The following is a 26,236-nucleotide window of genomic DNA, read 5'->3' as shown; positions in this document are numbered from 1 at the left end:
CGCGTCTGAGAGTCCAGGATGGATGTGTTCAGACCTGACTTAGGGAATCTCTGAACAAGAGCAGAGTTTCCCGCGGTGCAAGGATGCACCGCCGCGATCAACAACGTAAGTTGTTGATCAGCGTAAGACGAGTTCGGACCTGTGCGTCTGAAAAGTCCAGGATGGACTTGTTCAGACCTTCCTTAAGGGTCGACGCCGTGGTCGGCAGGCGACGCCCGTGCGCTGCCGTAAAGTGGCGGCAGGCCGACCTGATCGGCTCCGTGTCGCCGACGCGACGAACGCCAGCTGGGCCCCTGAGCAAAGGCCTTGCGAAGCTCCGCCCGTAATTCCTCCAGCGATGACTTGCTACGCCCGTACAAGGCAGCGTCGAGCTGCTGCACTGCGGCGGCCTGGCGCGGATCATTCAGGGCATCGGCCAGCGCAGTTGACGCTTGGGCTTTCGGGGCCAGTGCTCGCAGGGCCTGGGCAATCGCGCCCAGATCGCCCTCAGCCAAGGCTCGTCGCAAGGCCGACGACAATGCGGAGGGCTTTTCCAGGGCAAGGGGTGGGGACGACGTGCCGCGTGCGCCCGCCAAGCGGGCTCGAGTGCGCCACCATGTCCAGAGCCATCCCAGGGCCAGCAAAGCGCTGAGCAGCATCCAGGGCCAGGCCAGGCGTAGTGGGCTAGCGTCAATGGCGGTGTCAACGGCTGATTGGGACGCGCCCAAGGGGCCGGCGCTGGCCCCTGCCAAGCCGCGGGCGGGCAGCACAGTGATCCGTCGTGCCGGCAGCTCCGCCTCACGCGGCTGATCCGCCGCCACGTCCCACCAGCTGAGTCGCAGGGCAGGAATCTCCCATTCGCCAGGCAGCGAAGGCACCAGAGCAAATCGCCGGCTGCGTTCGCCGGCCAGTCCCTCGGGAGAGCTACGGTCGCGACTGCTGGGCTGATCCGGGTAGATCGACAGCCCCTCCGTTTCCGCAAACTGCAGCTCCGGCAGTTGTTCGACGCTCAACCCCTCCGCGCTCAACTCGACGGCATAGCTGATCGGTTCGCCGACGCGAATCTCCGCCGGAAACTCAGGCTCCCCGCGCAGTTGCACTGAAGTGGCCGGCAACCAGGGTGATGCTGCGCCGGCCGGCATCGCCTTCACCTCCAGTTTCAGCACCTCGCTCTCAGCTCGCAGACGGGTGGGCGAACCGAAGTAGCCTCCCAGCCCGCCGCGGCCCATGCCAAACCCCTGAAACTGGGCCGCTCCCAGCACAAAGCTGCCACTGCGCTCTGGAACCAGGGCGAAGCGGCGCTCGATCACCGAGTACTGCTTGCCTCCGCGGTTGGATTGATAGCCCTTGTCATCGCCCAGACGCAGCGCACGAATGCCGTCAGGAATCGCCAGATCAAGCCGTCCCTGCTCGACACGCATGCCGGTGAACAGGCGCAGCGTCACTAATACCTGTTGTTGAACATAAGGATTCGACTCACTCAGCTCTGCCTCAAGGAATACGTCGCCCTGCGGGCCGCCGCTGATCGAGGACGGCTTGACCGTCAGCACAATCGGTTCACTGGATTCGCCTTCCACCGTAATCGGCGGAATGGTGATTACACCGTCACGCTTCGGGCTTAGCGCGACCGCAAACAAGATGCGGGAAACGCGCGCACCGTTGCTGATCGACATCTCCGAGCTGCTGGAACTGCCCAGCACCTCAAAGTCGCTATCCAGCATGCGCAGGTCGGGTTGAGCGGCGACGACGGAATCAACCTCGATGTTCAGGGTGAAGGTCTCATCCATGCTGATATCCTGGCGATCAAGCCAGGTACGCACTGCCGCATTGGCGGGCAACACGCCAAGCAGCAGGATCAGGAGTGCAACAAACGCCCGGATCATTGTTGTTCACCCTCCAGCACTCGACGCCGATGCTCCAGAGCGAACTTGCGCTTCAACAGCGCGCCAGGATCATCAGGCACCTTTCGCAGCCACTGCTCCACCGACTGCGCCCGCTCCAACTGGGCCGGATCGGCCGGCGGCCCATTCTCAACCATCGCATCGACAGGCTCGCCAGCGTCGGCCTGCGCGCGTTCTTGTAGGGCACGCTCCATTGCTTCTCGTTGCGCCTGCTGCAGCTGCTGGCGTTGTTGTTCATCCAGCGGTGTAGTCTGGTTCTGTTCGGCGCTAGCGCTATAAGCGGCGTCTGAACGCGGCTCGTCGCTCGACTGACCCGCATTCGACTGATCCCCTTCGTTGGAGGATTGCGGGCTGTCGTCGGTCGCTTCGCTGCCAGCCCGATCGCCGGCCTGCGCATCCGAGTCGGACGGATCATCGGCCGAGTTGGACGGGTCCTGACTCGACTCCGATGAACTCGATGAGGACTCATCCGATTGCTGGCCCGACTCACCCTGCTGACCGCTGCTGCGCTGTTGTTCCAGCAACGCCTGCTGTACCACAGCTCGATTGTGCTCGGCGTCCTGCAGGGCGGGATCTTGCTTGAGCGCCTCATCGTAGGCCGAAATCGCTTGCTGCAACTGGCCTGAGCGCGCCAGCGCATTACCGCGGTTGTAGTGCGCACGCGCCGAGTCAAACTGCTGGTAAAGTTCGGCCGCAGCAGCGAAGTCACCGGCGCGATAGGCCGCGCTCGCCGCGATCTCGCTGTTCGGATCGCTTGCCCTCGCGGCCTCGTAGTCGCCGCGCTCCAGATGCTGGTGAGCCTGCTGTTCCGGCCGCAGCCACCAGGCCGTTTCAGCGGCCTGCGCGGGTGGCAAAGGCAGCCAGCATACGGCAAGCAGCAACCAACCGCGGCGAAACAACAAGGCTAGCAGGGGCAAAGCGAGCAGCGCCAACCAGGGACCATCGTCCACCCGCTGCTCGGTGTGCTGCTGTGACTTAGCAGAGTCGCGCGCCGCAGCGCTGCTGTTCAGCACCCCCAGACGCTGCAGATCGCTGTCATCGATAGCCAAGTCGACGTACTGGCCATCGGCGGCAGTGGCCAGTCTCGCCAGCCTGCCAGCATCGAGAGTCGATGTCTGAAGTTTGCCATCCTCGCTTAGGGCCAGTGCACCATCGGACCCGATCAGGGGCGCTCCAGCCAGCGTTCCAAGCCCGATGGCAGAAACCGAGACTCCGCGTTGATACAGCGCCTTTGCCTGCTCGACAGCGGCGTCGGAAGCGGTGTTGCTGAACACAAGAATTCGCCCTAGACCGCTGCCGCCGTCGAGCAATTGGCCGGCAAGTCGCAGGGCGGCATCAAGGCGCTGTCCCGATACGGGCATCAGATCGGGCGAGAGTGAGGGCAGCAGGGCTTTTAGCGTTTTTGCATCGTCGGTGAGCGGCGCAACAGTGAATGCCTCGCCGGCATACACCACCAAGGCAGTTTGCCCATGACGCCGCCGATCCAGCAGATCGGCCAGCTTGAATTGAGCGCGCTGTAATCGACTGGGGCTGAGATCAGCGACTCTGGATGCAGCGGACAGGTCGAGCACAATCACCAGAGCATCGTCGGGCACCTGTGTCGGCAAGGCCTGGGTGCGCCAGGAAGGCCCGGATGCCGCCAGAACCATTAATGTCAGTGCCAACGCCAACAGCACTCGCGGCAACCGTGAGGAGAGCCCGGCGCCTTCATTCCGCTGACCAAGAGCATGCAATAGGCGTGCATCCATCCAGCGTGCCCAGTCGGACTGCTCGGTGCGTGGCTGCCAACGCCAGCTCAGCCACAGAACCAGCGGCAGCACGAGCAGCACCCACGGCCGCAGCAACTGCAGTGCCTGCCAATCGCTCATGGCTGCCACTCCGCTGAGGGCGCAGTGCGCGGCCTTCGGCCTTGCGGCCACAGGGCTGCGAGCATACAAAGAACGCTCAGCGCCAGTGGATAGTGGAACAAGGGCCGTTGCAGCTGAACGTCCGGCGCATCGAACTCCAGCGGCTCAAGCGCGTCGAGTGCCTGGTAGATGCCCGCCAGTTCATTGACATCACGCGCCCGAAAGTATTGACCACCCGTCGCCGCGGCAATGCTTTGCAATGACTGCTCGTCAATTTCCGGGCCACGCGGGCCGAGCACCAGCCCAAAGTAGTCTTGATTGCCCTCGCCGCCAAAGCCGATCGTGTAGACCCGTACTCCCAATTCAACTGCAAGTTGCGTTGCACGGTCAGGACTGAGCTCTCCGGCGGTGTTGGTACCGTCGGTCAGTAGCAGAACGATGCGCTGTGATTCTGGGCGATCGTGCAACCGCTTTACCGCCAGCGCCAGGGCATCGCCGATCGCCGTGTAGTTGCCTGCCAAGCCAATGGCGCTGGTTTCCAGCTGATAGCGCACACTGTCACGATCCAGCGTCAGGGGCGTTACCAGATACGCGCGTTGACCAAACAATATCAGGCCCAGGCGATCACCCGCGCGCCGCTCGATGAAATCTCCGAGCACCGCCTGAACAGCGGACAGTCGATCGACACGCCGACCCGCAACTCGCATGTCGGCGGTGCCCATGCTTTCTGAAATATCCACCGCCAGCATCAGATCACGACCGGTGGTCTGTAGCGACTTTAGCTCGTCGTAGCGCACCGGCTGAGCTACCGCCAGACATAGTGCGCACCAGGCAAGCCACGCCAACCAGGGCTGTCGGCTTGCGCCTATTTTGGGTTCAGACCCTTGACCCACGAGATTGTCCGCAGTGCCCAATACCCAGGGCAGCACCCAGCGCTGCGCACCCTTGGCCGGCGGCAACCAGCGCGACGCCAGCCAAGGCAGCGGCAAGACGATCAACAACCAAGGCCACAGCAGGCTGATCATCCAAAGCCTCTTAACACGCGATTTCGTAAGAGATCGATCAACGCGTCAGCCTCGGCGGGCGATGTCGACTTCTGAAACGGCAGCGAAGCCAGCCGGTCGACCCACACAGTTCGCTCCTCTTCGTTCTGGCGGTCGTCGACCAACAAGGCAAGCCAATCGGCACCGTGCAATCTGGCTGTTCGCGGGTCGTCGTCAAGCGCACAGCGCCGGGCCAATTCCAGCGCCATCTGCAGGCGTCGCAGCGGGTCCTCAGTGGCGGTCATGGTGGCGAACCACTGCCGACTTCGATCTCGTCGTCGACGCATTCGGCGCAGTCGAGGCAACCACCAGCGCAAGCCGCCGATGATCAAAGGCACACCGACCGCGAGCGCGGGCAAGAGCAGCCACCAGCCCGGTGCCAGAGGCCAGAAGCTGGGCTCGGGCGGCAAGTGGATATCCTTCAGTGGCAATGCATCGTCCATCATGGTTGTGACTAGCCACTCCGTCCCGATAGCAGCCCGGCCAAAGCCTCCACTGGCGGCTGATCGGTGCGCACTGCGCAGGTCCGAATGCCTAATTGCCTGAGCTCTTGCAGTGCTTGCTGACCGCGTGTCATCGCCTCCTGCTGCAGGCGGCGTGCATCGTCCAGGGTTGTTGAACCGGGGAGGCTGACGGGATACCGGCCAGGCGGCAGGGCTTCGATTTCCAACGGGTCCATCAAGATGCAGGCCAACACGTCGTGACGACGAACCAGGCCACGCAGGCGCTGCACAGCCGACTCGTCCAGCGAGCGCGCATCCAACAACAGTAGCAGATGCGCGCCGGTACGCAATTGGTTGTCGAGTTGGCGCAGCGCTGCCGACAACCCGATGTCATCCGTGGTAGGCAGCTGTCGGTCGCGACCTTGGCACTCTACCAAGGCATGCAGAACCCGCAGCGCGCCGCGCTCGCCGCCGGTTGGACGCTGCGCCGCCAGGGCGTGTGGAAATCCTGCGACCGTCACCCGATCGCCCTGCACCACCGCGTGCCAGACGAAGAGCGAGGCCAACCTTGCCGCCTGCACCAATTTCAAGGCTCCGCGGGTAGCAAATCGCATAGCCGCCGAGCTCTCGATGACTACCGCGCTTATGCGATCACGCTCTGGGTGAAATAGCTTGCTATGGAGCTGACCGCTACGCGCTGACACGCGCCAGTCGATGTGTCGAGCATCATCGCCCAAGGCATAGGGACGCGATTCGGCGTACTCCATGCCACGACCACGAAACGGCGTGTGCAGTCCGCCACTTTGCAAGTGCCGACTGCTTCGTCGAGAATGGCGCAGCAATTGTCCGGCCGAGCTGCGCAAAGCGATCAACTCGGCAAGACTTGCTTGCAGCGGATGCTCCTCCATACCGATTACGGCGACGGTACGGCATCAAGCAAGCGCTGAATCACTGCCCCTGGCTGGGTCGCCTCAGCCACAGCTTCGAGGTCAAGCACGATACGATGCTGCAGTGCGTCGACTGCGATGGCTCGAACATCTTCCGGCGTTACATAGTCTCTGCCATGCAACCAGGCGTGGGCACGGGCGCAGCGGTCCAAGGCGATGGTGCCACGCGGGCTGGATCCAAAGGCGATCTGTCGGGCCACATCGGCAGCATGCTGCGACTGCCCACGACTTGCCAGGACAAGCTCCACCAGATAGGCCTCCACCAACTCCGACACATGGACCTGCATGACGTCTCGGCGCGCGGCAAAGACATCCTCCTGACTCAGCTTCGCCCCTGGCTGCTGCTGATCCAGCGCCGCTGGTTCGCCGCGCTGTTCGCGCCTCGCCAACTGTAGAATCTCGCGTTCGGTCACCGGACTCGGGTAATCGATCCTGACGTGCATCAGAAAGCGATCGAGCTGGGCTTCCGGCAGGGGATATGTACCTTCCTGCTCAATGGGATTCTGCGTCGCCATCACCAGGAACAGCGGCGGTAGCGGGTAAGTCACCCGCCCGACCGAGACCTGCCGTTCGCCCATGGCCTCGAGCAATGCCGACTGCACTTTCGCCGGCGCTCGATTGATCTCATCGGCCAGCAATACATTGTGAAACAAAGGGCCGGCCTGAAACTCGAAGCGACCTTCCTGTGGTCGAAAAATATCGGTACCGGTGAGGTCGGCGGGCAGAAGATCCGGTGTGAACTGAATGCGCTGAAACTTGGCGTCAAGACAATTCGACAAGCGCTTGATCGCCGTGGTCTTGGCCAGACCGGGAGCGCCCTCGACCAGCAAATGCCCGTCAGCGAGCAGCGCAATCAACAACCTCTCAACGAGAACGGGCTGACCGAGAATGCTCGCCTGCAGCTGGCGCTGAAGTTGGTGGAACTTGCTGCATCTCCCTGAGCCCGTTTCCATGTCCATGCCTGAGCGCTCCCCATGATCCATTGTCCGCAACTAGCTCGGACAATCAGCTGGGCGTGTGAGTTCCCCGAGGTGCGGTCCAGAGTTCCTTGGTCCGGGAAAGCAAACGCCCGGCTGAGCCGGGCGTTTGCTTTAAAGCGCGATGAAACAGGCTTAGGGTGTCGGGCAACCCGGGGGCTGCGGACTGACACCGATGCTGCACAGATCGATACCCTGGATCGTGACGTCAACCGACGGATCACCACCCGCCACTTCATAGGTGCAGGTGCCCTCACCGGCTGAACCAATTTGGTTCAGATTGCTGGTGAAGATATCGAAGTCAGCCTCACCGTTGGCATTGGTCACACCGTTGCCCACCGGTGACGTGGAGACATTCGCCCCGCCGCTGCCGGTGCAGGTGCCCGAGATCTGGGCGTTGGCTACCGGATTTCCGCCAGCATCAACCAGACGCAAGGTGGTAGTGCCACCAGCGCCAACGAACAGTGCCGGATTGGCGGTGAGGATCAGCTCGCCGATTTCGATATCGATGGTGTCAGACTCACCCAGCGCACTGATGCGCAGGGCACCACCCGAGGACGTGATGCCCGTGGTGGTGGCAACGCCCGAGGTGCAACCGTTGAATCCCGTGACGTTGGCAAAAGTGCCCGATGACGCCACGCCATCCAGATCGCCCTGGCCGCCGTCCAGCGACTCAAAGGCGAAGCCCACCGTTACACCGCCGATGCCCGAACCCAGTGCATCGAATACGCAGGCGGTTACGGCTGCACTGGCATTGCCCGGTATGGTGCTCGGGAACACACTCAGGGTTGCCGGCGCCACGCCGGCAAACACCAGCCCTTCCACATCGGCGACGGTTTCCGGCGTTCCACCTACCAGATCGCCATCACCCTGGGCCCAGACCACAACGCTCTTACCGAGCTTGGAGACCGGATAGTTCATCTTGACGGTCACCACGCCGATTTCATTGGTGGTGCCCGAGGCGGTGATATTGCCATCAGCACTGCGGCCGATGATGTAGGGCAGCACGGGGCCGCTGTTCACCACCGCGCCGGTCGTGTCGTTGTTGTTGAAGCGACGATTGACGGTCAGCGTGGTGTTGGTCTGCACCGAAGCCACGCGACGCGCACTTTCGTGATCACGATTGCCAATCACATCCTCGCCAAACAGCACCAACGCATCGCCCGGACCGGCACCGCCACCGGCAAAGGTGAAGGCGCCGCCCGGCGCGTTGAAGGTGACGCCACCCTCCAGCGGATTGCCATCCAGGCCGGACAGGAAGAAGTCGCCAAAACCGCTGGCCTGTGGCTCGTCGATATTGCCGAACGAGATGGTGGTGCCGGGCAGCACCGGATTGCCCAGGCGATCGGTCGCGATGGCTGACACGGTCAGGCTGTAGGTCGCATCCGGAGCCGGCGGGATATCGCCAGGCTGCGAGGTGATATCGGGCGGGTTGACCACGATCGCACCCTGAATCGGCGTCGTGATATCAAGGTCGAACAGCACACCATCGGACACGGCGACCGTACGTTGGCCGGTCACTGCGTCACTCACACCGTTGTCGACGTTGTTGTCGGCGCGATCCGAGGTGGCGCGGATCAGCACGTTGCCTGGAATGGTACCGCTGATCAGGGCGCCGCCGGTAATGCCGCCGATGGTGCGCACGCTGATGGCAGTACCGGAAACCGATTGCCCCTGAGCGTTGATGCCGGTCAGACGAGCACCGTTGGCATCACCGATGATCTCCAGTCGCACATTGTTGAAGGCATTGGAACCTGCAACCGGGTTGGGCACCGGCTGCCCGATGGCGTCATTGACCCGTACTTCAAACTGTCCTGACGTGTTCCCACCTGAGCTTTGAATGTATTGCGGGGCCGTGGTTGGGCTGACGGCAACCTCGGCAGGCAGATTCGTTGTGGTCGAGACGATGTTGAAGACCAGGGATGCGGTCACCGTTTCATTGGTATCCGGATCCGTACCGGTCACGGTCATGGTGGATTGACCGGCGAAATTCAACGAATGCATGAATACCGTCGCCTTGCCAGCGACGACGTCGACTGGTCCCTGACCCAGTCGAATGTCCGAGAACTCGTTCACGTCATCGGTTTCTGGATCGTCCAGGGTCGAGAATCCGCCGGTGATACCGACCGGATTCACCGACACGGCGACACCATCGGGCTGGTTGACCAGTTGCCCGCTGGAGCTGCGCAGGGTGATGGTGACCTCGGCCATGTAAGGCGAGCCAATGAACTGCCGCACGTTGAAGGCATTGATCGGCAGGGTCGTCGTAGTCGCCTCCAAGGTCAGGCGCTCGATGCCGGCGGTCACCTGGACCGTGACACTGGCGCTGATATTGCGACCTGGCGTTGAAGGATCCTGCGCCGAGAAGGTCAAAAGGGCGTTGCCCTGGGAAGTGCCGGTGAAGCGGAAGCTGGCCAAGCCTCCGACGGTGGCAGCCTCATTGTTGCCGGTAGGGCCATTGGGCCCGATCGACACGATGCTACCGATGTTCGCCGGTGAAACCGCTCCCAACACACGAGTACCGTCAACGATCGGCGCTCCACCCGCTTGCGTCACCCGGACGGTGATGTCTACCGTCCGGCCAGCTTGCACCGATCCGGATGTCGCCGAGGCGGACACCGAAATACCCGGCGGGTTAAAGCCAGAGTCATTGCCACTTCCGCCTCCACCGCCACAGGCGGTCAAGATGGCAGCACTGGCCACCAGACACATTGATCGAGCAAAGTTCAACACTTTCATACCTGTCTCCGCGATTCCGGGAACGCCTTGCGGCCTACAACGTCCATGCTTAGAGGGGCTTTGCTTACTGCGCCCCGGACTTCTGGGTGTCTAGGATTTTCGGGGTGATGAAAATCAACAGCTCCGCCTTGTTGGATCGCCGCGATTTGTTGCGGAACAGATTGCCCAACACGGGCACGTCACCCAGGAACGGCACCTTGCTCAGGTCCTCTCGGGACTCGAACTCGTACACGCCGCCCACAACCACCGTCTGCGAGTTATCCATTAACACCGCAGTAGAAATTTCACGCTTGGTGATATTTGGTTCGCCGGTGGGGGAGAACCCGGCCACCTCGTCCTTCTTGACCAATACGTTCAGGGCAACGCGGCCATCCTGCGTGATGGTCGGCGTCACCCGCAGTTCGAGCACCACTTCCTTAAATTGAATCGTGGTGGTGGCATCAGCTCCACTGCCCTGCCTCACTGGAAAACCGATTTCGTCACCTTGTTTGACGAATGCCTCGCGCTGATTGGCAGTGATCACGCGCGGACTGGATACCACTTCGCCACGCCCCTCAGCTTCGAGTGCCGACAATTCCAGATCCAGCAGATAGTCAGCCCCAAGCAGGGCGAAACCGATCGAGCCGGTCGGAGCAGAGACGGGCAGATTGACGTTCAAGCGATCACCGAGCGCAGGGGTAACGATGCCGCTACCGACGCCGCCGGGCGCCGCTACCGGCAGGCCCGAACCACGACCATTGAATCGATTGGCCAGAGCTGCATTGGCCATGGCATCGGTGCCTAAGACACTGCCACTGCTGGTAAGGATGTTTCCGCGTGAATCCTCGTAACCACCACTGATGCCAAAACGTGCACCCAGCTCGCGAGCAAACGATTCCGAGGCAACCACGATACGGGCCTCGATCAGCACCTGATCGACCGCACGATCGAGCAGAGCGACGACGGCTTTCACTTCGCGAACCTTTTCTTCCGAATCGTTGACCAACAAAGTGTTGGTACGGCGATCAAATGAAATACTGCCCCTTGGCGAGAGGAAGCCCGAACTACTGCCCTGAGCCGCACCGCCACCTCCGGTAGCACGCTTGCTTTCCTCGGTCAGCAGTTTTGCCAAGTCTTCGGCATTGCCGTAGTTCACTGCGATGTACTCGGTAATCAGTTCAGCACGCTGCTCCAGAGCCAAGCGGGCGTCGGCCTTGGCCTGCTCATAGGCGGCCAGTTCAGCCTGCGGCGCCACCCAGACCACGTTGCCCTCACGGCGCTGATCCAGGCCCTTGGCCCGCAGAACGATATCCAGAGCCTGGTCCCACGGGACATTGATCAGGCGCAGTGTGACGTTGCCGGTGACGGTATCGGCAGCCACCACATTCAGGCCGGACTCTTCGGCCACCAGCTGCAGCACGGTGCGAACCGGGATGTTCTGGAAGTTGAAAGTGACCGGGGTGCCTTCATAGGTCTTCACGTCTTCCAGAACGCCGAGCGCATCTCCCTCTGCTGCTTCGGCGACCGGGGAGAGTTCAACCACGTACTCGGCACCGGACTGGTAGGCTGACGCCTGATACTTGCCTGAGGCGGCGATTCGCAAGCGCGCGCCGGCATTGCCCTGATTGAGTTCCACCATATCAACCGGGGTAGCAAAATCGCGCACATCCAGTCGCTGCGCCAGAGCTTCCGGCACCATCGCGCCGGAGAACGATACGGTGATTCCTTCACCGCTGTCGTTATAGTCAGCAGGCTGGTTCTCATTGCTCAAGGTCACAATCACCCGACCGCCGCCATTTTCGCCACGTCGAAAGTCGATGTTTCTGACCGAGGCGGTGTCCTTGGTTTGCTTGGACGGATCATTCTGACTTGCGGCAGCGGCCACGCTGGCAGCCAAGCCGCCACCGCCCGTACCGGCACCCACCGTCAGAATGAAGCGGTTTGCTTCCACCCGCGATTCGAACGAGGCGGCCCGAAACAGATCGACCACGACTCGGGTACGACCGTTCGCTTCCAGAGCGGTGATGGCACTGGCGGCACCTGCCCCTACGGCGATGCGCCGCTTTTCGACTGCATTCATGGTCTCAGGCAGATCGATGGCGATTCGCGGCGGATCGTCGGTGGTGAATACCGATGCATCACTGGCCGGGCCGTCGAGCTGCAGCGTGATCTGCACCACGCCTGAGGCCTCGGAGGCGAATTGGATATCACGCAGTGTGTTGGCCGCCTGGGCATTCGCCGCCAGCATCCCCAACCCGAGCAGCAGGGCTTTCAGACCGAACCCCACCGCGGATTGGCCGCGCACCTTTGGACCGATAGCAGTCATCTTCAATTCCCCCGCTGCCTATTGATCATCGAGTGCTAAGTCCGCTTGGCGCTCCAGCCAAGCGCCGGCGCCGTCTGGCACCAACTCGATGAGACTGATCTTGCTTTCTGAAATTGCCGTCACACGACCTTCGTTCTGCCCCAGGAAGTTACCGGGCGTGACTCGGTGCACCACGTTCTCCGGGTCCACCACCAGGGCGACCATTTCGTTTCCGACACCCAATGAGCCGACCATGGTCAAGCCGTCCAATGGGAAGGTTTCGAGATATTCCTTGCGCCGATCCGGATCGGGTCTAAGTCCGTTGGTTGACGTCTGATCGACTTGTTTCGGCGCGGTGAAGGGATCGCGTTCGGTATTGGCCGAATACTCGAAGGTCTCAAACTGCTGCATGACCGGCAGCGGCTCCAGCGGCGGGCCCGGCCGCGCCTTGACGTCTGCGACATAGGCTTCGAGCTCCGCTCTACTCGGTGCACAGCCGGCCAGAACACCGACGACCAGCATGACCGCCCCGGCTCGAAGCAGGATCACCGGCTTGCTCATTGCGCCCCTCCAGTCTCGTTCTCGTCGAGGTAACGATAGGTCTTGATCGTGCCCTCGAGCATGAGTTCGTTGGCGCTCGCGCCTGGCGCGTTGCGCGGACGCAGCGAGATATCACTCATCGTCATGATCACAACACGCGGCAATGAAGCGACCCCGCTGACAAAAGCACCGAACTGGTGGTAGGTGCCGATCATACGCAGTTGGATCGGCTTCTCGGCGTAGAAGTCTCGGCGCACCTCAGCCCCTGGCTGGAACAGCTCATTGGAGATGCCAGTGGATAGGGCCGTCTGCGAAATATCGACGATCAGATCGGGCATCTCGGTCTTGCTGGGTAGCTGACGCAGCATCTGGAACAGCATCACTTCCATCTCTTCCAGCTGCTGTTTCAATGCTTCGAGATTGGCCGCCTTACCTTGCTTGAACTCGAATTCCTGCCGCAGGGTCAGCTCTTGTGCCTGCAAGCCTTCAAGTTGCGTTTTCTGATCGGCGTGCAGGAAATACCAGCCAAGAGCACCAATCACCACCACGGCCAATACGCAGAAGAAGGACTTGACCGGCACCGGCCAGGCACCGGCGTTGTTGAAGTCCAGATTTCGGAGGTCAAAATCCTTCATCACGCACCTCCTGCCGCGGCAACCGCCTGTTCTTGTTCCTCACCCGGTTTCTTGGGCTTGGTCAAGGTGACCTGCAACCGGAACTGATACGGCATCAAACGGTCATCCCCCTTGGCTTCGATCACCATCGGCTCCGGGGCCGTCATCCAGCCCGAGCCCTCAAGCGCACGCAGGTAGGTCGCGACACGCGCATTGGACTGGGCCAGGCCTTCCAGGGACAGGGTGTTTCCGGTTTGCTTGATGGAGTTGAGTCGCACCCCCTCAGGGATGGTACGAACCAGCTGATCGAACAGGTGCACCATCTGCGAGCGGCTGGCCTGCAGCTGCTCGATCACCTGCTTGCGATTGAGCAAATGCTGGCGCTTCTTCTCCAGCTCGGCGATCTCGGCGATTTTCTCGTCCAACGCCTTGATCTCGCTTTGCAGGTAGGCGTTGCGGCCATTCTGATCATCGATCAAGGTGTTGAAGTAGGTGTAGACGCCGAAGACAGCGAGGGCAGCAGCCAGGGCGGTGGCGCCGAGAACCGCCAGATACTCTTTCTGCCGTTGCGCACGGCGCTCTTGGCGCCAGGGAAGTAGGTTGATCTTGGTCATCAGTCGAAACTCCTGAGCGCCAGACCACAGGCAATCATCAGGGACGGCGCATCTTGAGCCAGCGACTGTGCCTGCACTCGATTGGACAGGGACATCTTAGCCAGCGGATTGGCCACCGCGGTGAGGATACCAAGTTGCTCTTCAACCATCTCAGCAACACCGGGGATCGATGCACAGCCTCCGGCGAGCACAATCTGATCGACCCGGTTGAACTCACTGCCCGCATAGAAGAACTGCAACAACCGGCCGACTTGCTGCACCATCGCTTCCTTGAACGGTTCCAGCACTTCGACCTCGTAGCTCTCCGGCAAGCCGCCTTGCCGTTTGGCCAGCCCCGCCTCTTCGTAGCTCAGACCATAGCGGCGCATCACCTCGTCGGTAAGCTGCTTGCCGCCGAACACCTGTTCACGGGTGTAAATGCTGCGCTGCCCGCGCAGCACATTCAGCGTGGTCATGGTGGCGCCGACGTCGACCAGGGCGACCAGGGCGTCCTTGGCCACGGATAGCTGGTCAGCAATCAGCCGGAAGGCGTTTTCCATCGCAAATGCTTCGACGTCGACCACCTTGGCCTGCAGGCCACCGAGATCCAGGGCGGCGACCCGCACTTCGACATTCTCGGTTCGCGAAGCCGCCAGCAGCACCTGAATCATGTCCGGGCTGTCCTTCACCGGCCCCAGCACTTCGAAGTCCAGACTGACCTCGTCGATCGGGTAGGGAATGTACTGAGCGGCATCGACCTGGACCTGATCCTCCATGTCATCGTCGCTCATCCCTGCCTGCATCGAGACCAGCTTGGTGATCACCGCGCTGCCCGCCACGGCGGCAGCGGCGGTCTTGACCTTGCTGCCACAGCGGGCCATGGCGCGCTTGATGGCCTCGCCCACGGCCTCGACTTCGACAATGTTTTTTTCCACCACAGCGTTGGGCGGCAGGGGCTCGACAGCATAGTGCTCGACCCGATAACGACCCCCTGACTGACTCAGCTGCAGGAGCTTGACGGCGGTCGAACTGATGTCGACACCGATCAGTGGCGCTTTGCCTGATGCGAACAGTCCCACAGATTCTCCCCTTGCAACGGGCTCTTACGAGCACTAACTACGCCGCTACATTAAATACCGGTTGTATCCTGAATAGCAACCTGGGCTGTTCAATTTCACCGGTGTGGCGGTCCCAATCGCCCTGAATACCCGGCCGGAGGCGGTTTCCCCCAGCCTCGACGCCCGATCTATACTCCTGTCGCCGACTTCCTGCAAACCCCACGAGACCCTTTGATGAACCGACTTCGCCGGTTGATTCGCTACGCCCTGGTCCTTGCCCTGCTGGGTTTGGTGATGGGCGTGACGACGATCGCTGTCCTGTACTGGCTGATCGAGCCCGAACTACCCTCCGTCCAGGCCCTTCGTGAAGTACGCCTGCAAGTTCCATTGGGAGTGTACTCCTCCGACGGCAAGCTGATTGCCCAGTTCGGTGAAACGCGCCGCTATCCAGTGAAAATCGAGGACGTTCCGCTACGGGTGCGCAACGCCTTCCTGGCTGCCGAGGATGCCGACTTCTACCAACATCACGGCATAGATCTGGTCGGAATCGGACGCGCAGTATGGCTGCTCGCCACCACCCGCGACCGTCGCGTGCCGGGCGGCTCCACCATTACTCAGCAAGTAGCCAAGATGTTTTTCCTGAGTTCGGAGTATTCCTACCGGCGGAAGATCACCGAGATCTTCCTGGCCCTGAAAATGGAGCGCGAACTCAGCAAGGACGAGATCCTCGAGCTCTATCTCAACAAGAGTTTTTTCGGCAACCGGGCCTACGGCATTGCCGCGGCCGCTGAGTTCTACTACGGCAAGACGCTGCAGGATCTCAGCATTGCCGAAGCTGCCACCCTGGCCGGCATTCCCAAATTTCCTTCCAGCGGCAATCCGATCGTCAATCCGGCGCGCGCCCTGATCCGCCGTGGCTACGTGATCAACCGCATGCTGGAGGAGAAACTGATCACGCCGGCCGAAGCACAGGAAGCCCATGCCCAGCCCGAACGGGCCCACCCACACGAGCCACCGACCGAGCTGGACGCCCCATGGCTGGCCGAAATGGCGCGTCAGGACGCCATTGAGCGCTTTGGTGACCAAGCCCTGGTCGATGGCTTCCGGCTGTTTACCACCATCGACTCGCGGGCCCAGGAAGCGGCCAACCAAGCCACCCGTCGCGCCCTGCTCGACTACGACCGCCGCCACGGCTGGCGCGGAGTGGAGGGCAAACAAAGCCTGCAGAGCGCCGATCAGCCCGAGCATTGGCGCGAGCTGTTGAAGGGCTACCACCCTGTGGTCGGCTTGTTGCCGGCCATTGTCCTGCGCGTAGACGACGAACTGGCCGAGCTGGGTCTGGAAGACGGCCAAACGCTGGCCCTGGACAAGGAGGACCTGGCCTGGACCCGCGAATACCTGAGCGAGAACAGCCGCGGCGCGGCACCGACGTCGATCAAACAGCGCCTGACCCCGGGCGATATCGTGCGAGTCGAGCGCAATACCGAGGGCGACTGGCAGTTGTCACAACTGCCCAAGGTACAGGGCGCCCTGGTGGCCTTGGACTGGGATAGCGGCGCCATTCAGGCCATGACGGGCGGATTCAGCTTTTCGCTCAACAAGTTCAACCGGGCGACCCAGGCGCAGCGCCAACCGGGCTCCAGCTTCAAGCCATTCGTTTATGCCGCCGCATTTGAGCGCGGCTTCACTCCGGCATCGATCGTGCTCGACGCGCCGGTGGTGTTCAACGATCGCGGCTCGGGCAAGTCCTGGCAGCCCCAGAACGACAACGAAGAGTTCGCCGGCCCGATGCGCTTGCGCGAAGCCATGGTGAGCTCACGCAATCTGGTCTCGGTTCGCGTGCTCGATGCCATCGGTGTCGGTTATGCGAGGCGCTTCATCCAGAACTTCGGCTTCCCGCCAGAAACACTGCCGGAGAATCTCTCCCTGGCGCTGGGCACCAGTGCCGAACCGCCACTACTGATGGCTCGTGGCTATGCGGCATTCACCAACGGCGGTTACCTGGTCGAACCCTATCTGGTCAGTCGCATCGAGGATCGCGACGGCAATCTGGTGTTCGAGGCAGACCCTGTTCGGGCCTGCATGTCCTGTCCGGCTCGCCGCGGTTCCGGTGTCGATTCCAGCACGCCTGAAGGATTCAACCTGGGCCCAGCGGCACTCGCTGAGCCGGTCGAAGACGAGGCCAGCGATGCGGCCCCCGAAGCGCGGCTGGCGGAAGCCGCGGTCGATGCGAGAACGGCGTTTCTGGTGAATTCACTGCTGAAAGATGTGGTCCGTCGCGGCACCGGCAGCCGCGCCATGGCCCTGGGACGCGCAGATCTGGGCGGCAAGACCGGCACCACCAACGAGCATCGCGATGGCTGGTTCTCCGGCTTCGGTGGCCCCTACGTGGTGACGGCGTGGATGGGTATGGACGACTTCACCTCGCTGGGCAACGGCGAGTTCGCCTCGCGCACTGCTCTGCCCATGTGGATCGAATTCATGCGTGTGGTGCTTGAGGGCGTCCCTGAGCACCACCTGCCAGTGCCCGAGGGCATCACAACGGCACTGATTGATCGCGACAGCGGGCAGTTGGCCGGGCCTGGGGTGAGCAACCCGCTCAATGAATACTTCCGCGCTGAGGACATCGCACGACTGCAGCAAGCCCCACCTGTTTCCAGTGAGCAGGAGGCGAGCAAGGAGAGCTTTGACATCTTCTGAAGAGAGGCCTGCCGGGGCGTCGGCTTGCAACCCATGGCATAGTGCAGCCATGGGTCAATCCGCCGATTCCAGCCAGCGGCTGCTGCTCGAAGCCGCCCACCAATTGGCCATCGGGCGCGCCCACAGCGCCCGCGAGGCTCTACGCAGCGTCGGCCATGCGATTGGCGTCACCGATCGACGTCAGTGGCCGCCGGAACGCGAAGTCGAAGCACTGGCAGCGAATCTGGCGCTGGCACCCGCAGACAGTGCAGCTCGGCAGCAAGCCTGGGCAGCCGACGCGCTGGCCGCGCTTGAGTTTCTGCGGCCGCGGCGGGCCAAGGTTGAGGCCATGCCCTGGCATCTGCCGTTTAGCCAGCAGCCAGAGTTGATCCTGTGGTTATTTGAGGATGATGTAGAGGCGCTACTGCTGGAACTGAACGAACGCCAGCTGCCGGCGCGACTGGTGCGTCGGCGCCTGTTTCCAGCTGCAAAGCCGGGACAACCAGCGCTGCAGATCGATTGCATCGCCTTCCTTGCCGGGGAGCGCCCCGTCACCCTGCTGACGCTGCCGGCATCGATGCGCTCCAACCGTTACAGCTGGGAGGCCGGTGGCAACGCGGTGGAGCTGCTGTCCGAAGCGGCGTTGGAACAGATCAGAGTCGCTGACGGCGAGTAACAGGCAGCTGAGTCTCAGCCGCCAGCTAGCTGGCGGCAGGAGCCACGGGCCGGCGCCGGCACGTGCAGCGTATCAGCGCTCCGACAGGGGCTTGAAATCACGACTGGCGGCGCCGGTGTAGATCTGCCGCGGACGGCCGATCTTGGCCTCAGGATCGGTCTGCTGTTCCAACCAGTGCGCGACCCAGCCGGCGGTTCGGGCGATCGCGAACATCACCGTGAACATCTCGGTCGGAATGCGCAGCGCCTTGTAGATCAGGCCGGAGTAGAAATCGACATTCGGGTACAGCTTGCGCTGGACGAAGTATTCATCGTTCAGCGCCGCCTCTTCCAGCTTCATCGCTACGTCGAGCAACGGATCCTGAACACCAAGATCCGCCAACACCTTATGAGTCATTTCGCGAATGATGGCGGCACGCGGGTCGTAGTTCTTGTACACGCGATGGCCAAAACCCATCAGCCGGAAGCCGGAGTTCTTGTCCTTGGCCTTCTCCACCGCCTTGCCGACCTGATCCGGCGTACCGATTTCCTCCAGCATCTTCAGCACCGCCTCGTTGGCACCGCCGTGCGCCGGCCCCCACAGCGCAGCAATGCCCGCAGCCACGCAGGCGTACGGATTGGCGCCGGTCGATCCGACCAAACGAACCGTCGATGTCGAGGCGTTCTGCTCATGATCGGCGTGCAGGATGAACAGCAGATCAAGCGCTTTGGCGGCCACTGGCGGCAGGGTCAGCGGCTCGCTGGGCACCTCGAACATCATGTGCAAGAAGCGATTGACGTATTCAAGGTTATTGCGTGGGTAGCGGATCGGCCAGCCGATCGAGTAGCGATAGCAGGCCGCAGCGATGGTCGGCACCTTGGCGATCAGGCGAATCGCCGCCAGACGGCGATGCTCCGGATCATCCATGTCGAGCTGGTCGTGATAGAAGGCGGCCAGCGAGCCGACCACACCACACAGCATCGCCATCGGATGGGCATCGTGACGGAAGCCGTTCAAGAACGACTTCAGCGCCTCATGCATCATGGTGTGGTGGGTGACCTCGTGAATGAAAGAATCCGACTGCGCCTGATTCGGCAGCTCGCCATTGATCAGCAGATAGGCGACTTCGAGGAAATTGGAATGCTTAGCTAGTTGTTCGATCGGGTAGCCACGATACAACAGGACACCCTGGTCACCGTCGATATAGGTGATGGCGCTCTTGCAGCTGGCGGTGGAGACAAAGCCCGGATCGTAGGTGAAATGCCCGGTGTCCTTGTACAGCTTGCCGATGTCGAGCACCGGGGCGCCGAGGGTACCTTTGAGGATCGGAAGCTCCGATTTGGTACCGGCTTCAGCATCAGTGAGGGTCATGATCTTGGTCGCGGACACGGCGCACTCCTTGTGGGTTCGGTCGGACAGCAACTACTCAAGCAACCAGCCTGAAAGTCTTCGCAGTCGGGGGGCCAATGAGGGCGCAGCAGTCACCGCCTGCACCCGCATGCCGGCCCGCCATTATCGCATACGCCATGGAATGGTGCGCAGCAACATCAGACCTGCAAGCCTTCACTCGATGATCACCACGCGGCTCTCGGAGCCCAGAAACGACAACGGCCCGGAGAACCGGGCCGTGTCTGCATCTCGGCGGCGCCGAGCGCCGAGCAGCTTACTTCTGCGCGTAACGGCGACGGAACTTGTCGACGCGACCGCTGGTATCGACGATCTTGTGCTTGCCGGTGTAGAACGGATGCGATGCCGAGGAAATTTCCACCTTGATCAGCGGGTATTCCTCGCCATCTTCCCACTTGATGGACTCGTTGCTCTTCAGCGTGGACCGGGTCAGGAAGGCGAAGTCCGAGGACACGTCCTGGAACACGACGGCGCGGTAATCGGGATGGATATCGGCTCTCATTGCATTGTCCTACTCGGAATCAGCTCGATTCCGGATTGATGGCGTGGTTTGCGCATGGTTGCCCACGGCAAGCTGCGCACCCGGGCGGAAAAGAGGCGCACTATAACCCGGAGCGAGTCGAATTGACAAGAGCAGCGACCCGCTCGCGGCTGTTCAGTCGGCTATCGCCAAGGCTTTGCGGATCAGGCGCTCGAAGCGTTGGGCGTCGTAGCGACGCAGTATGCGCGCATTGGCCGGCTGGCCGCCGCGGCGCTGCCAGTCGACCAGCGTGGCGCCGCGATACTGCCGCCCCTCGGTCTCGACCCCGACCCAGCACGACTCCACCTCCAGGCACCCGTCCGGTTCCAGCGCGACGGCCATGGCCAGACCATCGGCCGCGTGCCAGGCGCTGGCGCAACCGGCGATCCAACGCCGGGTCTTGGCCGAAATGGCCTGATAGAAGCGCGGCAACTCACCGGGTCGGCCGAGGTAGGCGTCAATCGCCTCGAAGCTGATCGGGTGTGCCAGGGTGGCCTCCCAGTCGATCAAATCAAAGTGGCCGAAGCCGCTCATGACGATATGCGCCGCTTCGGGGTCGAAGCCAATATTGAACTCGGCCGGCAGGCTGGTGTTTCCGCGCCCGGTGACGGCGCCGCCCATAACCGTCAGTCGATCGATCCGGCTCGGCAGGCTGGGGTCCAGACGCAAAGCCAAGGCGAGATTGGTCAGCGGCCCGAGCGTCACCAGGTGCAGTCGTCCCGCGTGTTCATGGCTGAAGCGCAGAATGGCCAGGGCCGCATGCTCAGCTTCAACGCTTCGAGCCGGCGTCGGCAGCGAAACATCACCGAAGCCGTCGTTGCCGTGCACGAATGCGGCGTCTGCCGCCGGATGCAGCAGCGGGCGATCGCAACCGGCAAACACCGGCACTTCACGTTGCGCCACATCGAGCAGGCACAGCGCGTTGCGGCAGGTATGCTCAAGCCCGACATTGCCAGCAGCGATGCACAGACCCAGCACCTCGTGCTGTTCGCTGGCCAACGCCATCAGGATGGCCAGGGCATCGTCAACGCCCGGATCAGTGTCGATCAACAGTGGAATTCGTTCACTCATGCAATTCTGTTCCTAGACGTTAGCAAAGCGATCAGCCGCGCCGATCCAGCGCCTAACCAATGGTTCCACTCTATCAGGGTACTCGGTCAGCAATTGATCAGCCACTGCCGCTACGCGCTCCAACTGATCGGCATCGCGACGCAGGTCGGCGATCCGAAACTGCATGTCTCCGGTCTGCCGTGTACCCAGCACCTCGCCCGGGCCGCGCAACTCCAGGTCGCGTTCCGCAATCTGGAAGCCATCGTTGGTTTCGCGCATGGTTTCCAACCGCGCTCGCGCCGTGCTCGACAGCGGCGACTGGTACATCAGCACGCAGCTTGACTCCTTGCTGCCACGGCCAACCCGACCCCGCAGCTGATGCAGCTGAGCCAGCCCTAGACGCTCTGCGTTCTCGATCAGCATCAGCGACGCATTGGGCACGTCAACCCCGACTTCAATCACCGTGGTGGCCACCAACAGATCAATCTCGCCGGCCTTGAACGCCGCCATGATCTCGCTGCGCGGCTGCGGCTTGAGTCGACCGTGGATCAGGCCGACGCGCAGTTCGGGCAAGGCCGCCTGCAACATCGCATGCGCACTCTCAGCTGCCTGCGCCTGCACTTCTTCGGACTCTTCGATCAAGGTACAGACCCAGTAGGCCTGGGTGCCGTGCTGACAGTTCTCCCGGATACGCTCGATCACCTCGTTGCGACGCTCGTTCGATACCACCACGGTACGAACCGGGGTGCGCCCCGGCGGCAACTGGTCAATCCTCGAAACATCAAGATCGGCATAGGCGGTCATCGCCAGGGTGCGCGGAATCGGCGTGGCTGTCATCACCAATTGATGCGGAACTTCGAACTTCGATGGCCCTTTCTCGCGCAAGGCCAGTCGTTGGTGCACGCCGAAGCGATGCTGCTCGTCGATCACGCACAACGCCAGCCGCTTGAACACCACGCTTGACTGCATGACCGCATGCGTACCCACCACCAGCTGCACATTGCCGTCCAGGATGCCCTGCAACACCCGGCCGCGCGCCTTGCCGGTGATCTTGCCTACCAGCCAGGCGACTTCGACACCCAGTTGATGCAGCCAATTGGACAGCGATCGAAAATGCTGCTCGGCCAACAGCTCGGTCGGCGCCACGATCGCCACCTGAGCGCCGGCCTCAATGGCCTGCAGCGCGGCCAACGCGGCCACTACCGTCTTGCCGCTGCCAACATCGCCCTGCAGCAATCGCAGCATCGGCCTGGCCTGCCGCAGATCCTGATCGATTTCGCCCAACACACGGCGCTGGGCAGCGGTAAGCTCAAATGGCAAGGCGCTGAGCAAGGCGGAACGCAGCTTGCCGCGCGACTTCAGCGCAATCGCGCCGATCGCCTGCAGCTCACTGCGCTGGCGCCGCAAACTCAGGTGATGCGCCAGCAACTCCTCAAAGATCAGCCGGCGTTGCGCCGGATGACGCCCGGCACCGAGTTCAGCCAGCGACACATGCGCCGGCGGCGTGTGCAAGGTGTTGAGACAGCGCTCGACGCTCCAGTCAGCCTCAACCCCCGCCAGCAGCAGAATCGGCCGCGGCAGGAGATCTTCGGTATGGACAGGCAAGTACTGCAGTGCCTGCTGAACCAGCCGCGCCATCGTCGCTACCCCTACTCCCTTGGCCGATGAATAGATCGGATCGAGAGTCTCATTCAACCCAGCCGACTCATCGTCGGCCAGGAAGCGATAACTGGGGTGGACGATCTCAAAACCGAACAGACCCGGTCGCGGATCTCCGAACACACGGATTCGCCGACCCACCCGAAACTGCTGCGCCTGCGAGCCATGAAAATGGAAGAATCGTAGCGCCAGACTGTCACCGGCGGCATCCTGAATGGCAACCTTGAGCTGCGGCCGGAAGCGAAAACCACGTTCCACCGCCGTCACCACGCCCTCAACCTGGGCCTGCTGACCGGCCAGCAGGTCACGGATCGCACTCAGCCGAGTGCGATCTTCATAGCGCAACGGCAAGTTAAACCAGAGATCGGCCACAGTCGCAATACCGGCCGCACGGAGACTCTCGCCAAGCTTGGCGCCGACCCCTTTCAGGGTTTCCACCGCGGCAAGAGCGCTGCCAGCACCGGCCAGGTCGGGCGCACCACGTTTTGCGCTTGCCATCCTGTTCAGCGCTGCTGGAAAGTCGCCATCGCCAGGGTCCCTCAGGCGAGCACCATCACCGCATCGACTTCCACTTGCGCGCCTTTCGGCAGGGCCGATACCTGCACCGTCGCTCGGGCCGGATACGGCGCCTGGAAGTACTCCGCCATGACCGCATTGACCTCGGCAAAATTGCCCAGGTCGGTCAGGAAGATGCCGATTCTCGCCACCGCGTCCAGGCTGCCGCCAGCCGCCTCGCACACCGCCCGCAGATTATCGAACACGCGCCGCGTCTGGGTGGAAATGTCGCCCTCGACCAGGGCGCCGCTGGCCGGATCGAGCGGAATCTGGCCGGACAGAAACACCATTGCGCCGGCCTTGACGGCTTGCGAATACGGGCCAATGGCGGCCGGCGCGGCCGAAGTGGAAATCGCGGTACGGCTCATTTCACTCTCCTGGTCAAAGCCGGAAGTGTAGCCGAACCCCGCCAGGGCTAAAGTCGCTGCACCCCGTGAGCCACCGCCAGACGGCGGACTCGCCGGATCACATCGGCCAGATGCTTGCGCGAGCGCACTTCGATGTTGAAGTGCATGATCGCCATGCGCAGATCGCGTTCCTGATATTCGACGTTGTCGATGTTCGATTGCGCCTCGGCAATGGCCGCTGCCACCTGCGCCAGCACGCCGGGTTTGTTCTCGACCTCGACCCGCAGGCCGGCGCGGTATTCGCCCTGCACGCTACGGTCCCAGCCGATCGACACCCAGCGTTCCGGCGACTTGCGGAACTCGGGCAGGTTGCTGCATTCCAGGCGATGCACCACGATGCCCTTGCCGGCGGTCAAGTAGCCCATGATCTGATCGCCCGGCACCGGGTGACAGCAGTTGGCAAAGCTCAACACACCGCGTTCCGCGCCAGTGATCAGAATCCGTTCAACATCGAGCGGAGCCTGTGGCTCGGGCGCCGAGTCGTCGCCCTGTGCTTGCGTCAAGGCCACGGCGACTTGCTGTGGCATGCGATTGCCCAGGGCGATATCTGCCAGCAGTTCCTCCAATCGACGGAACCGACATTCAACGAGGTATTGCTCAAGCCGCTGCGGCTCGACCCGATCAAGCGAAAACTGCAACGCTCCCAGCGCACGGTCGAGCATGCGATGGCCAAGCTCGACCGCATCCTCGTGTTGCAGATGCTTGAGGAAGTGTCGGATGGCGGTTCGCGCCTTGCTCGACACGACGAACTCGAGCCAGCTGGGGTGCGGCGTGGCCGAGGGTGCGGTGATGATTTCCACCGACTGCCCGCTGACCAGACGCGTCCGCAGCGGCACCAGCTTCTTGTCGACCCGGGCAGCCACCGCATGGTCACCGACATCGGTGTGCACCGCGTAGGCGAAATCCAGCGCGGTGGCATTGCGTGGCAGGGCGCGGATATCGCCCTTTGGTGTGAACAGGTAGACCTCATCGGGAAACAGATCGACCTTGACGTTCTCCAGGAACTCCATCGGAGATCCCGCCACCGCCTGGCTTTCCAGCAGATCGCGCAGCCAGTCCTGCGCACGTAGCTGGGCGCCGGTGCCGGTGCGCTCGCCGGACTTGTACATCCAGTGCGCAGCAATGCCGCGCTCGGCAATCAGATCCATATCCTCGGTGCGGATCTGCACCTCGATCGGCGAACCGAACGGCCCGAACAGCACCGTATGCAGGCTCTGATAGCCATTCGCCTTGGGAATCGCGATGAAATCGCGAAAACGGCCATCGAGCGGCTTGTACAGGCTGTGCACCGCACCCAGTGCGTGATAGCACTCCATTACCGACTTGACGATGACGCGAAAACCGAACACGTCCATCACCTGATCGAAGCTCTTATGCTCGCCCCGCATCTTCTGATAAACGCTGTAGGGCGACTTGACCCGCCCAACCAGGCGATGACTGATCTTCTCATTGGCCAGCTTTTGCGCCAGCGCCGCTTCGATGCTGGCCATCGATTCGCGACGCAGCACCGGCTGCGACTGGATACGGCGCCGGATCACCGCATGGCGCCGCGGATGCAGGGCGGCAAAGCCGAGATCCTGCAGCTCGGCCTTGATCCGGTTCATGCCCAGACGCTGGGCGATCGGCGCGTAGATTTCCAGGGTCTCGGCAGCGATGCGCCGGCGTGAGCCGGGACTCATCGAGTCGATCGTGCGCATGTTGTGCAAGCGATCGGCCAGCTTGATCAGAATGACCCGCAGATCGCGCGCCATCGCCAGCATCATCTTGCGGAAACTCTCCGCCGCCGCTTCGTAGCGATCGCGGAACTGCAGCTTGTCGAGCTTGGTCACCCCTTCGACCAGTTCGGCCACGGCCTCGCCGAACTCGGCACTCAAGGCCGCATGGCCGAGGCCAGTGTCCTCCAGCGTGTCATGCAGAATCGCCGCACACAGGGTCTCGCAGTCGAGCCGCAGTTCGGCCAGTAGAGATGACACCGCAAGCGGATGGGTGATGTAGGGCTCGCCGCTCTTGCGCGTCTGACCATCATGCGCCGCCGCCGAAACCAGATAGGCGCGGCGTACACGCGCTACCTGCTCGGCACTGAGATACTCAGACGCGACGCGCTCCAGCGCGGCCGCCACTTCGGGTACCGGGTCGAGCGTGGGCAGGGTCGATGGTCGAACGGACGTTTCAGGCATGCAGCGAGACTACGCAGGCTTGGCGCCGGCAGCAATGGGCCCGACCTGATCCTATCCGCAGTTCTGAAGGCCGGCGTGAATGGCGCAGTCCGGCGCGACGGGCCAAACAAACGCAACGGGCCAAACAAAAACGCACCGCGGCCGTTCGGCCCGGTGCGTTCG

20 protein-coding genes are annotated in these 26,236 nt (G+C 62.3%); 2 read left to right on the top strand and 18 right to left on the bottom strand.

Going from position 1 to position 26,236, the window contains the following annotated elements; all coding sequences use genetic code 11:
- Positions 1-182: 182 nt before the first annotated feature.
- The 12 genes from IFO71_RS04685 to IFO71_RS04630 all read right to left on the bottom strand — a co-directional run bounded on the left by IFO71_RS04685 (position 183) and on the right by IFO71_RS04630 (position 14,986).
- Positions 183-1,862: a BatD family protein gene (locus tag IFO71_RS04685; RefSeq protein ID WP_192028379.1), complete on the bottom strand. Its 1,680-nt coding sequence runs from the start codon at positions 1,860-1,862 to the stop codon at positions 183-185.
- Complete coding sequence (locus tag IFO71_RS04680; RefSeq protein WP_192028378.1) at positions 1,859-3,748, bottom strand: VWA domain-containing protein; 1,890 nt, start codon at positions 3,746-3,748, stop codon at positions 1,859-1,861. The genes IFO71_RS04685 and IFO71_RS04680 overlap by 4 nt, the downstream gene beginning before the upstream one ends.
- Positions 3,745-4,752 carry a vWA domain-containing protein gene (locus IFO71_RS04675; protein ID WP_192028377.1) on the bottom strand — a complete coding sequence of 336 codons (1,008 nt, stop codon included), beginning with the start codon at positions 4,750-4,752 and terminating at the stop codon, positions 3,745-3,747. Before IFO71_RS04675 ends, IFO71_RS04680 begins: the two co-directional genes overlap by 4 nt.
- A complete protein-coding gene (locus tag IFO71_RS04670) occupies positions 4,749-5,216 on the bottom strand; it encodes a DUF4381 domain-containing protein (protein WP_192028376.1) in 468 nt (155 codons plus the stop codon). The genes IFO71_RS04675 and IFO71_RS04670 overlap by 4 nt, the downstream gene beginning before the upstream one ends.
- A gap of 8 nt (positions 5,217-5,224) precedes the next feature.
- Positions 5,225-6,121 (bottom strand): DUF58 domain-containing protein, encoded by an 897-nt coding sequence (locus IFO71_RS04665; RefSeq protein WP_192028375.1) that lies wholly within the window; start codon positions 6,119-6,121, stop codon positions 5,225-5,227.
- A 5-nt stretch (positions 6,122-6,126) separates the two neighbouring features.
- On the bottom strand, positions 6,127-7,119 hold the full coding sequence (locus IFO71_RS04660) for an AAA family ATPase (RefSeq protein ID WP_425502867.1): 993 nt from the start codon (positions 7,117-7,119) through the stop codon (positions 6,127-6,129).
- 153 nt (positions 7,120-7,272) lie between these two features.
- Positions 7,273-9,876, bottom strand: a complete 2,604-nt coding sequence (locus tag IFO71_RS04655) for a beta strand repeat-containing protein (RefSeq protein WP_192028373.1) — start codon at positions 9,874-9,876, stop codon at positions 7,273-7,275.
- A 64-nt stretch (positions 9,877-9,940) separates the two neighbouring features.
- Complete coding sequence (locus IFO71_RS04650) at positions 9,941-12,181, bottom strand: type IV pilus secretin PilQ (RefSeq protein WP_225444384.1); 2,241 nt, start codon at positions 12,179-12,181, stop codon at positions 9,941-9,943.
- A gap of 18 nt (positions 12,182-12,199) precedes the next feature.
- Complete coding sequence (locus tag IFO71_RS04645) at positions 12,200-12,721, bottom strand: pilus assembly protein PilP (protein ID WP_192028372.1); 522 nt, start codon at positions 12,719-12,721, stop codon at positions 12,200-12,202.
- The gene (locus IFO71_RS04640; protein WP_192028371.1) at positions 12,718-13,335 is read right to left on the bottom strand and encodes a type IV pilus inner membrane component PilO; all 618 of its coding nucleotides are present in this window, start codon (positions 13,333-13,335) and stop codon (positions 12,718-12,720) included. Before IFO71_RS04640 ends, IFO71_RS04645 begins: the two co-directional genes overlap by 4 nt.
- Positions 13,335-13,928 carry a PilN domain-containing protein gene (locus IFO71_RS04635; RefSeq protein WP_192028370.1) on the bottom strand — a complete coding sequence of 198 codons (594 nt, stop codon included), beginning with the start codon at positions 13,926-13,928 and terminating at the stop codon, positions 13,335-13,337. Before IFO71_RS04635 ends, IFO71_RS04640 begins: the two co-directional genes overlap by 1 nt.
- Entirely contained in the window at positions 13,928-14,986 is a 1,059-nt protein-coding gene (locus IFO71_RS04630; protein ID WP_192028369.1) for a pilus assembly protein PilM, read from the bottom strand. The genes IFO71_RS04635 and IFO71_RS04630 overlap by 1 nt, the downstream gene beginning before the upstream one ends.
- A gap of 213 nt (positions 14,987-15,199) precedes the next feature.
- Here IFO71_RS04630 and IFO71_RS04625 point away from each other — a divergent pair, with 213 nt between their 5' ends.
- Entirely contained in the window at positions 15,200-17,665 is a 2,466-nt protein-coding gene (locus IFO71_RS04625) for a penicillin-binding protein 1A (RefSeq protein ID WP_192028368.1), read from the top strand.
- Positions 17,666-17,714: 49 nt separating this feature from the next.
- Positions 17,715-18,320: a hypothetical protein gene (locus tag IFO71_RS04620; protein WP_192028367.1), complete on the top strand. Its 606-nt coding sequence runs from the start codon at positions 17,715-17,717 to the stop codon at positions 18,318-18,320.
- Between the two features lie 72 nt (positions 18,321-18,392).
- Here the strand turns inward: IFO71_RS04620 and IFO71_RS04615 are convergent, their stop codons facing one another.
- The 6 genes from IFO71_RS04615 to IFO71_RS04590 form a co-directional block, all read right to left on the bottom strand.
- Positions 18,393-19,670, bottom strand: coding sequence for a citrate synthase (locus tag IFO71_RS04615; protein WP_192028446.1), 1,278 nt, complete (start codon positions 19,668-19,670; stop codon positions 18,393-18,395).
- Positions 19,671-19,962: 292 nt separating this feature from the next.
- Complete coding sequence (locus IFO71_RS04610) at positions 19,963-20,208, bottom strand: type B 50S ribosomal protein L31 (protein WP_192028366.1); 246 nt, start codon at positions 20,206-20,208, stop codon at positions 19,963-19,965.
- 153 nt (positions 20,209-20,361) lie between these two features.
- Complete coding sequence (locus IFO71_RS04605) at positions 20,362-21,297, bottom strand: nucleoside hydrolase (protein ID WP_192028365.1); 936 nt, start codon at positions 21,295-21,297, stop codon at positions 20,362-20,364.
- 12 nt (positions 21,298-21,309) lie between these two features.
- On the bottom strand, positions 21,310-23,433 hold the full coding sequence (gene recG, locus IFO71_RS04600) for an ATP-dependent DNA helicase RecG (protein WP_192028364.1): 2,124 nt from the start codon (positions 23,431-23,433) through the stop codon (positions 21,310-21,312).
- Between the two features lie 41 nt (positions 23,434-23,474).
- Positions 23,475-23,858: a RidA family protein gene (locus tag IFO71_RS04595; protein ID WP_192028363.1), complete on the bottom strand. Its 384-nt coding sequence runs from the start codon at positions 23,856-23,858 to the stop codon at positions 23,475-23,477.
- Between the two features lie 47 nt (positions 23,859-23,905).
- The gene (locus IFO71_RS04590; protein ID WP_192028362.1) at positions 23,906-26,074 is read right to left on the bottom strand and encodes a RelA/SpoT family protein; all 2,169 of its coding nucleotides are present in this window, start codon (positions 26,072-26,074) and stop codon (positions 23,906-23,908) included.
- Between the last annotated feature and the right edge of the window lie 162 nt (positions 26,075-26,236).

Origin of the sequence: Pseudomarimonas arenosa (assembly GCF_014841215.1) — a bacterium.
GTDB classification, from domain to species: domain Bacteria; phylum Pseudomonadota; class Gammaproteobacteria; order Xanthomonadales; family Xanthomonadaceae; genus Pseudomarimonas; species Pseudomarimonas arenosa.
This window is presented reverse-complemented; position numbering and strand designations above follow the sequence as displayed.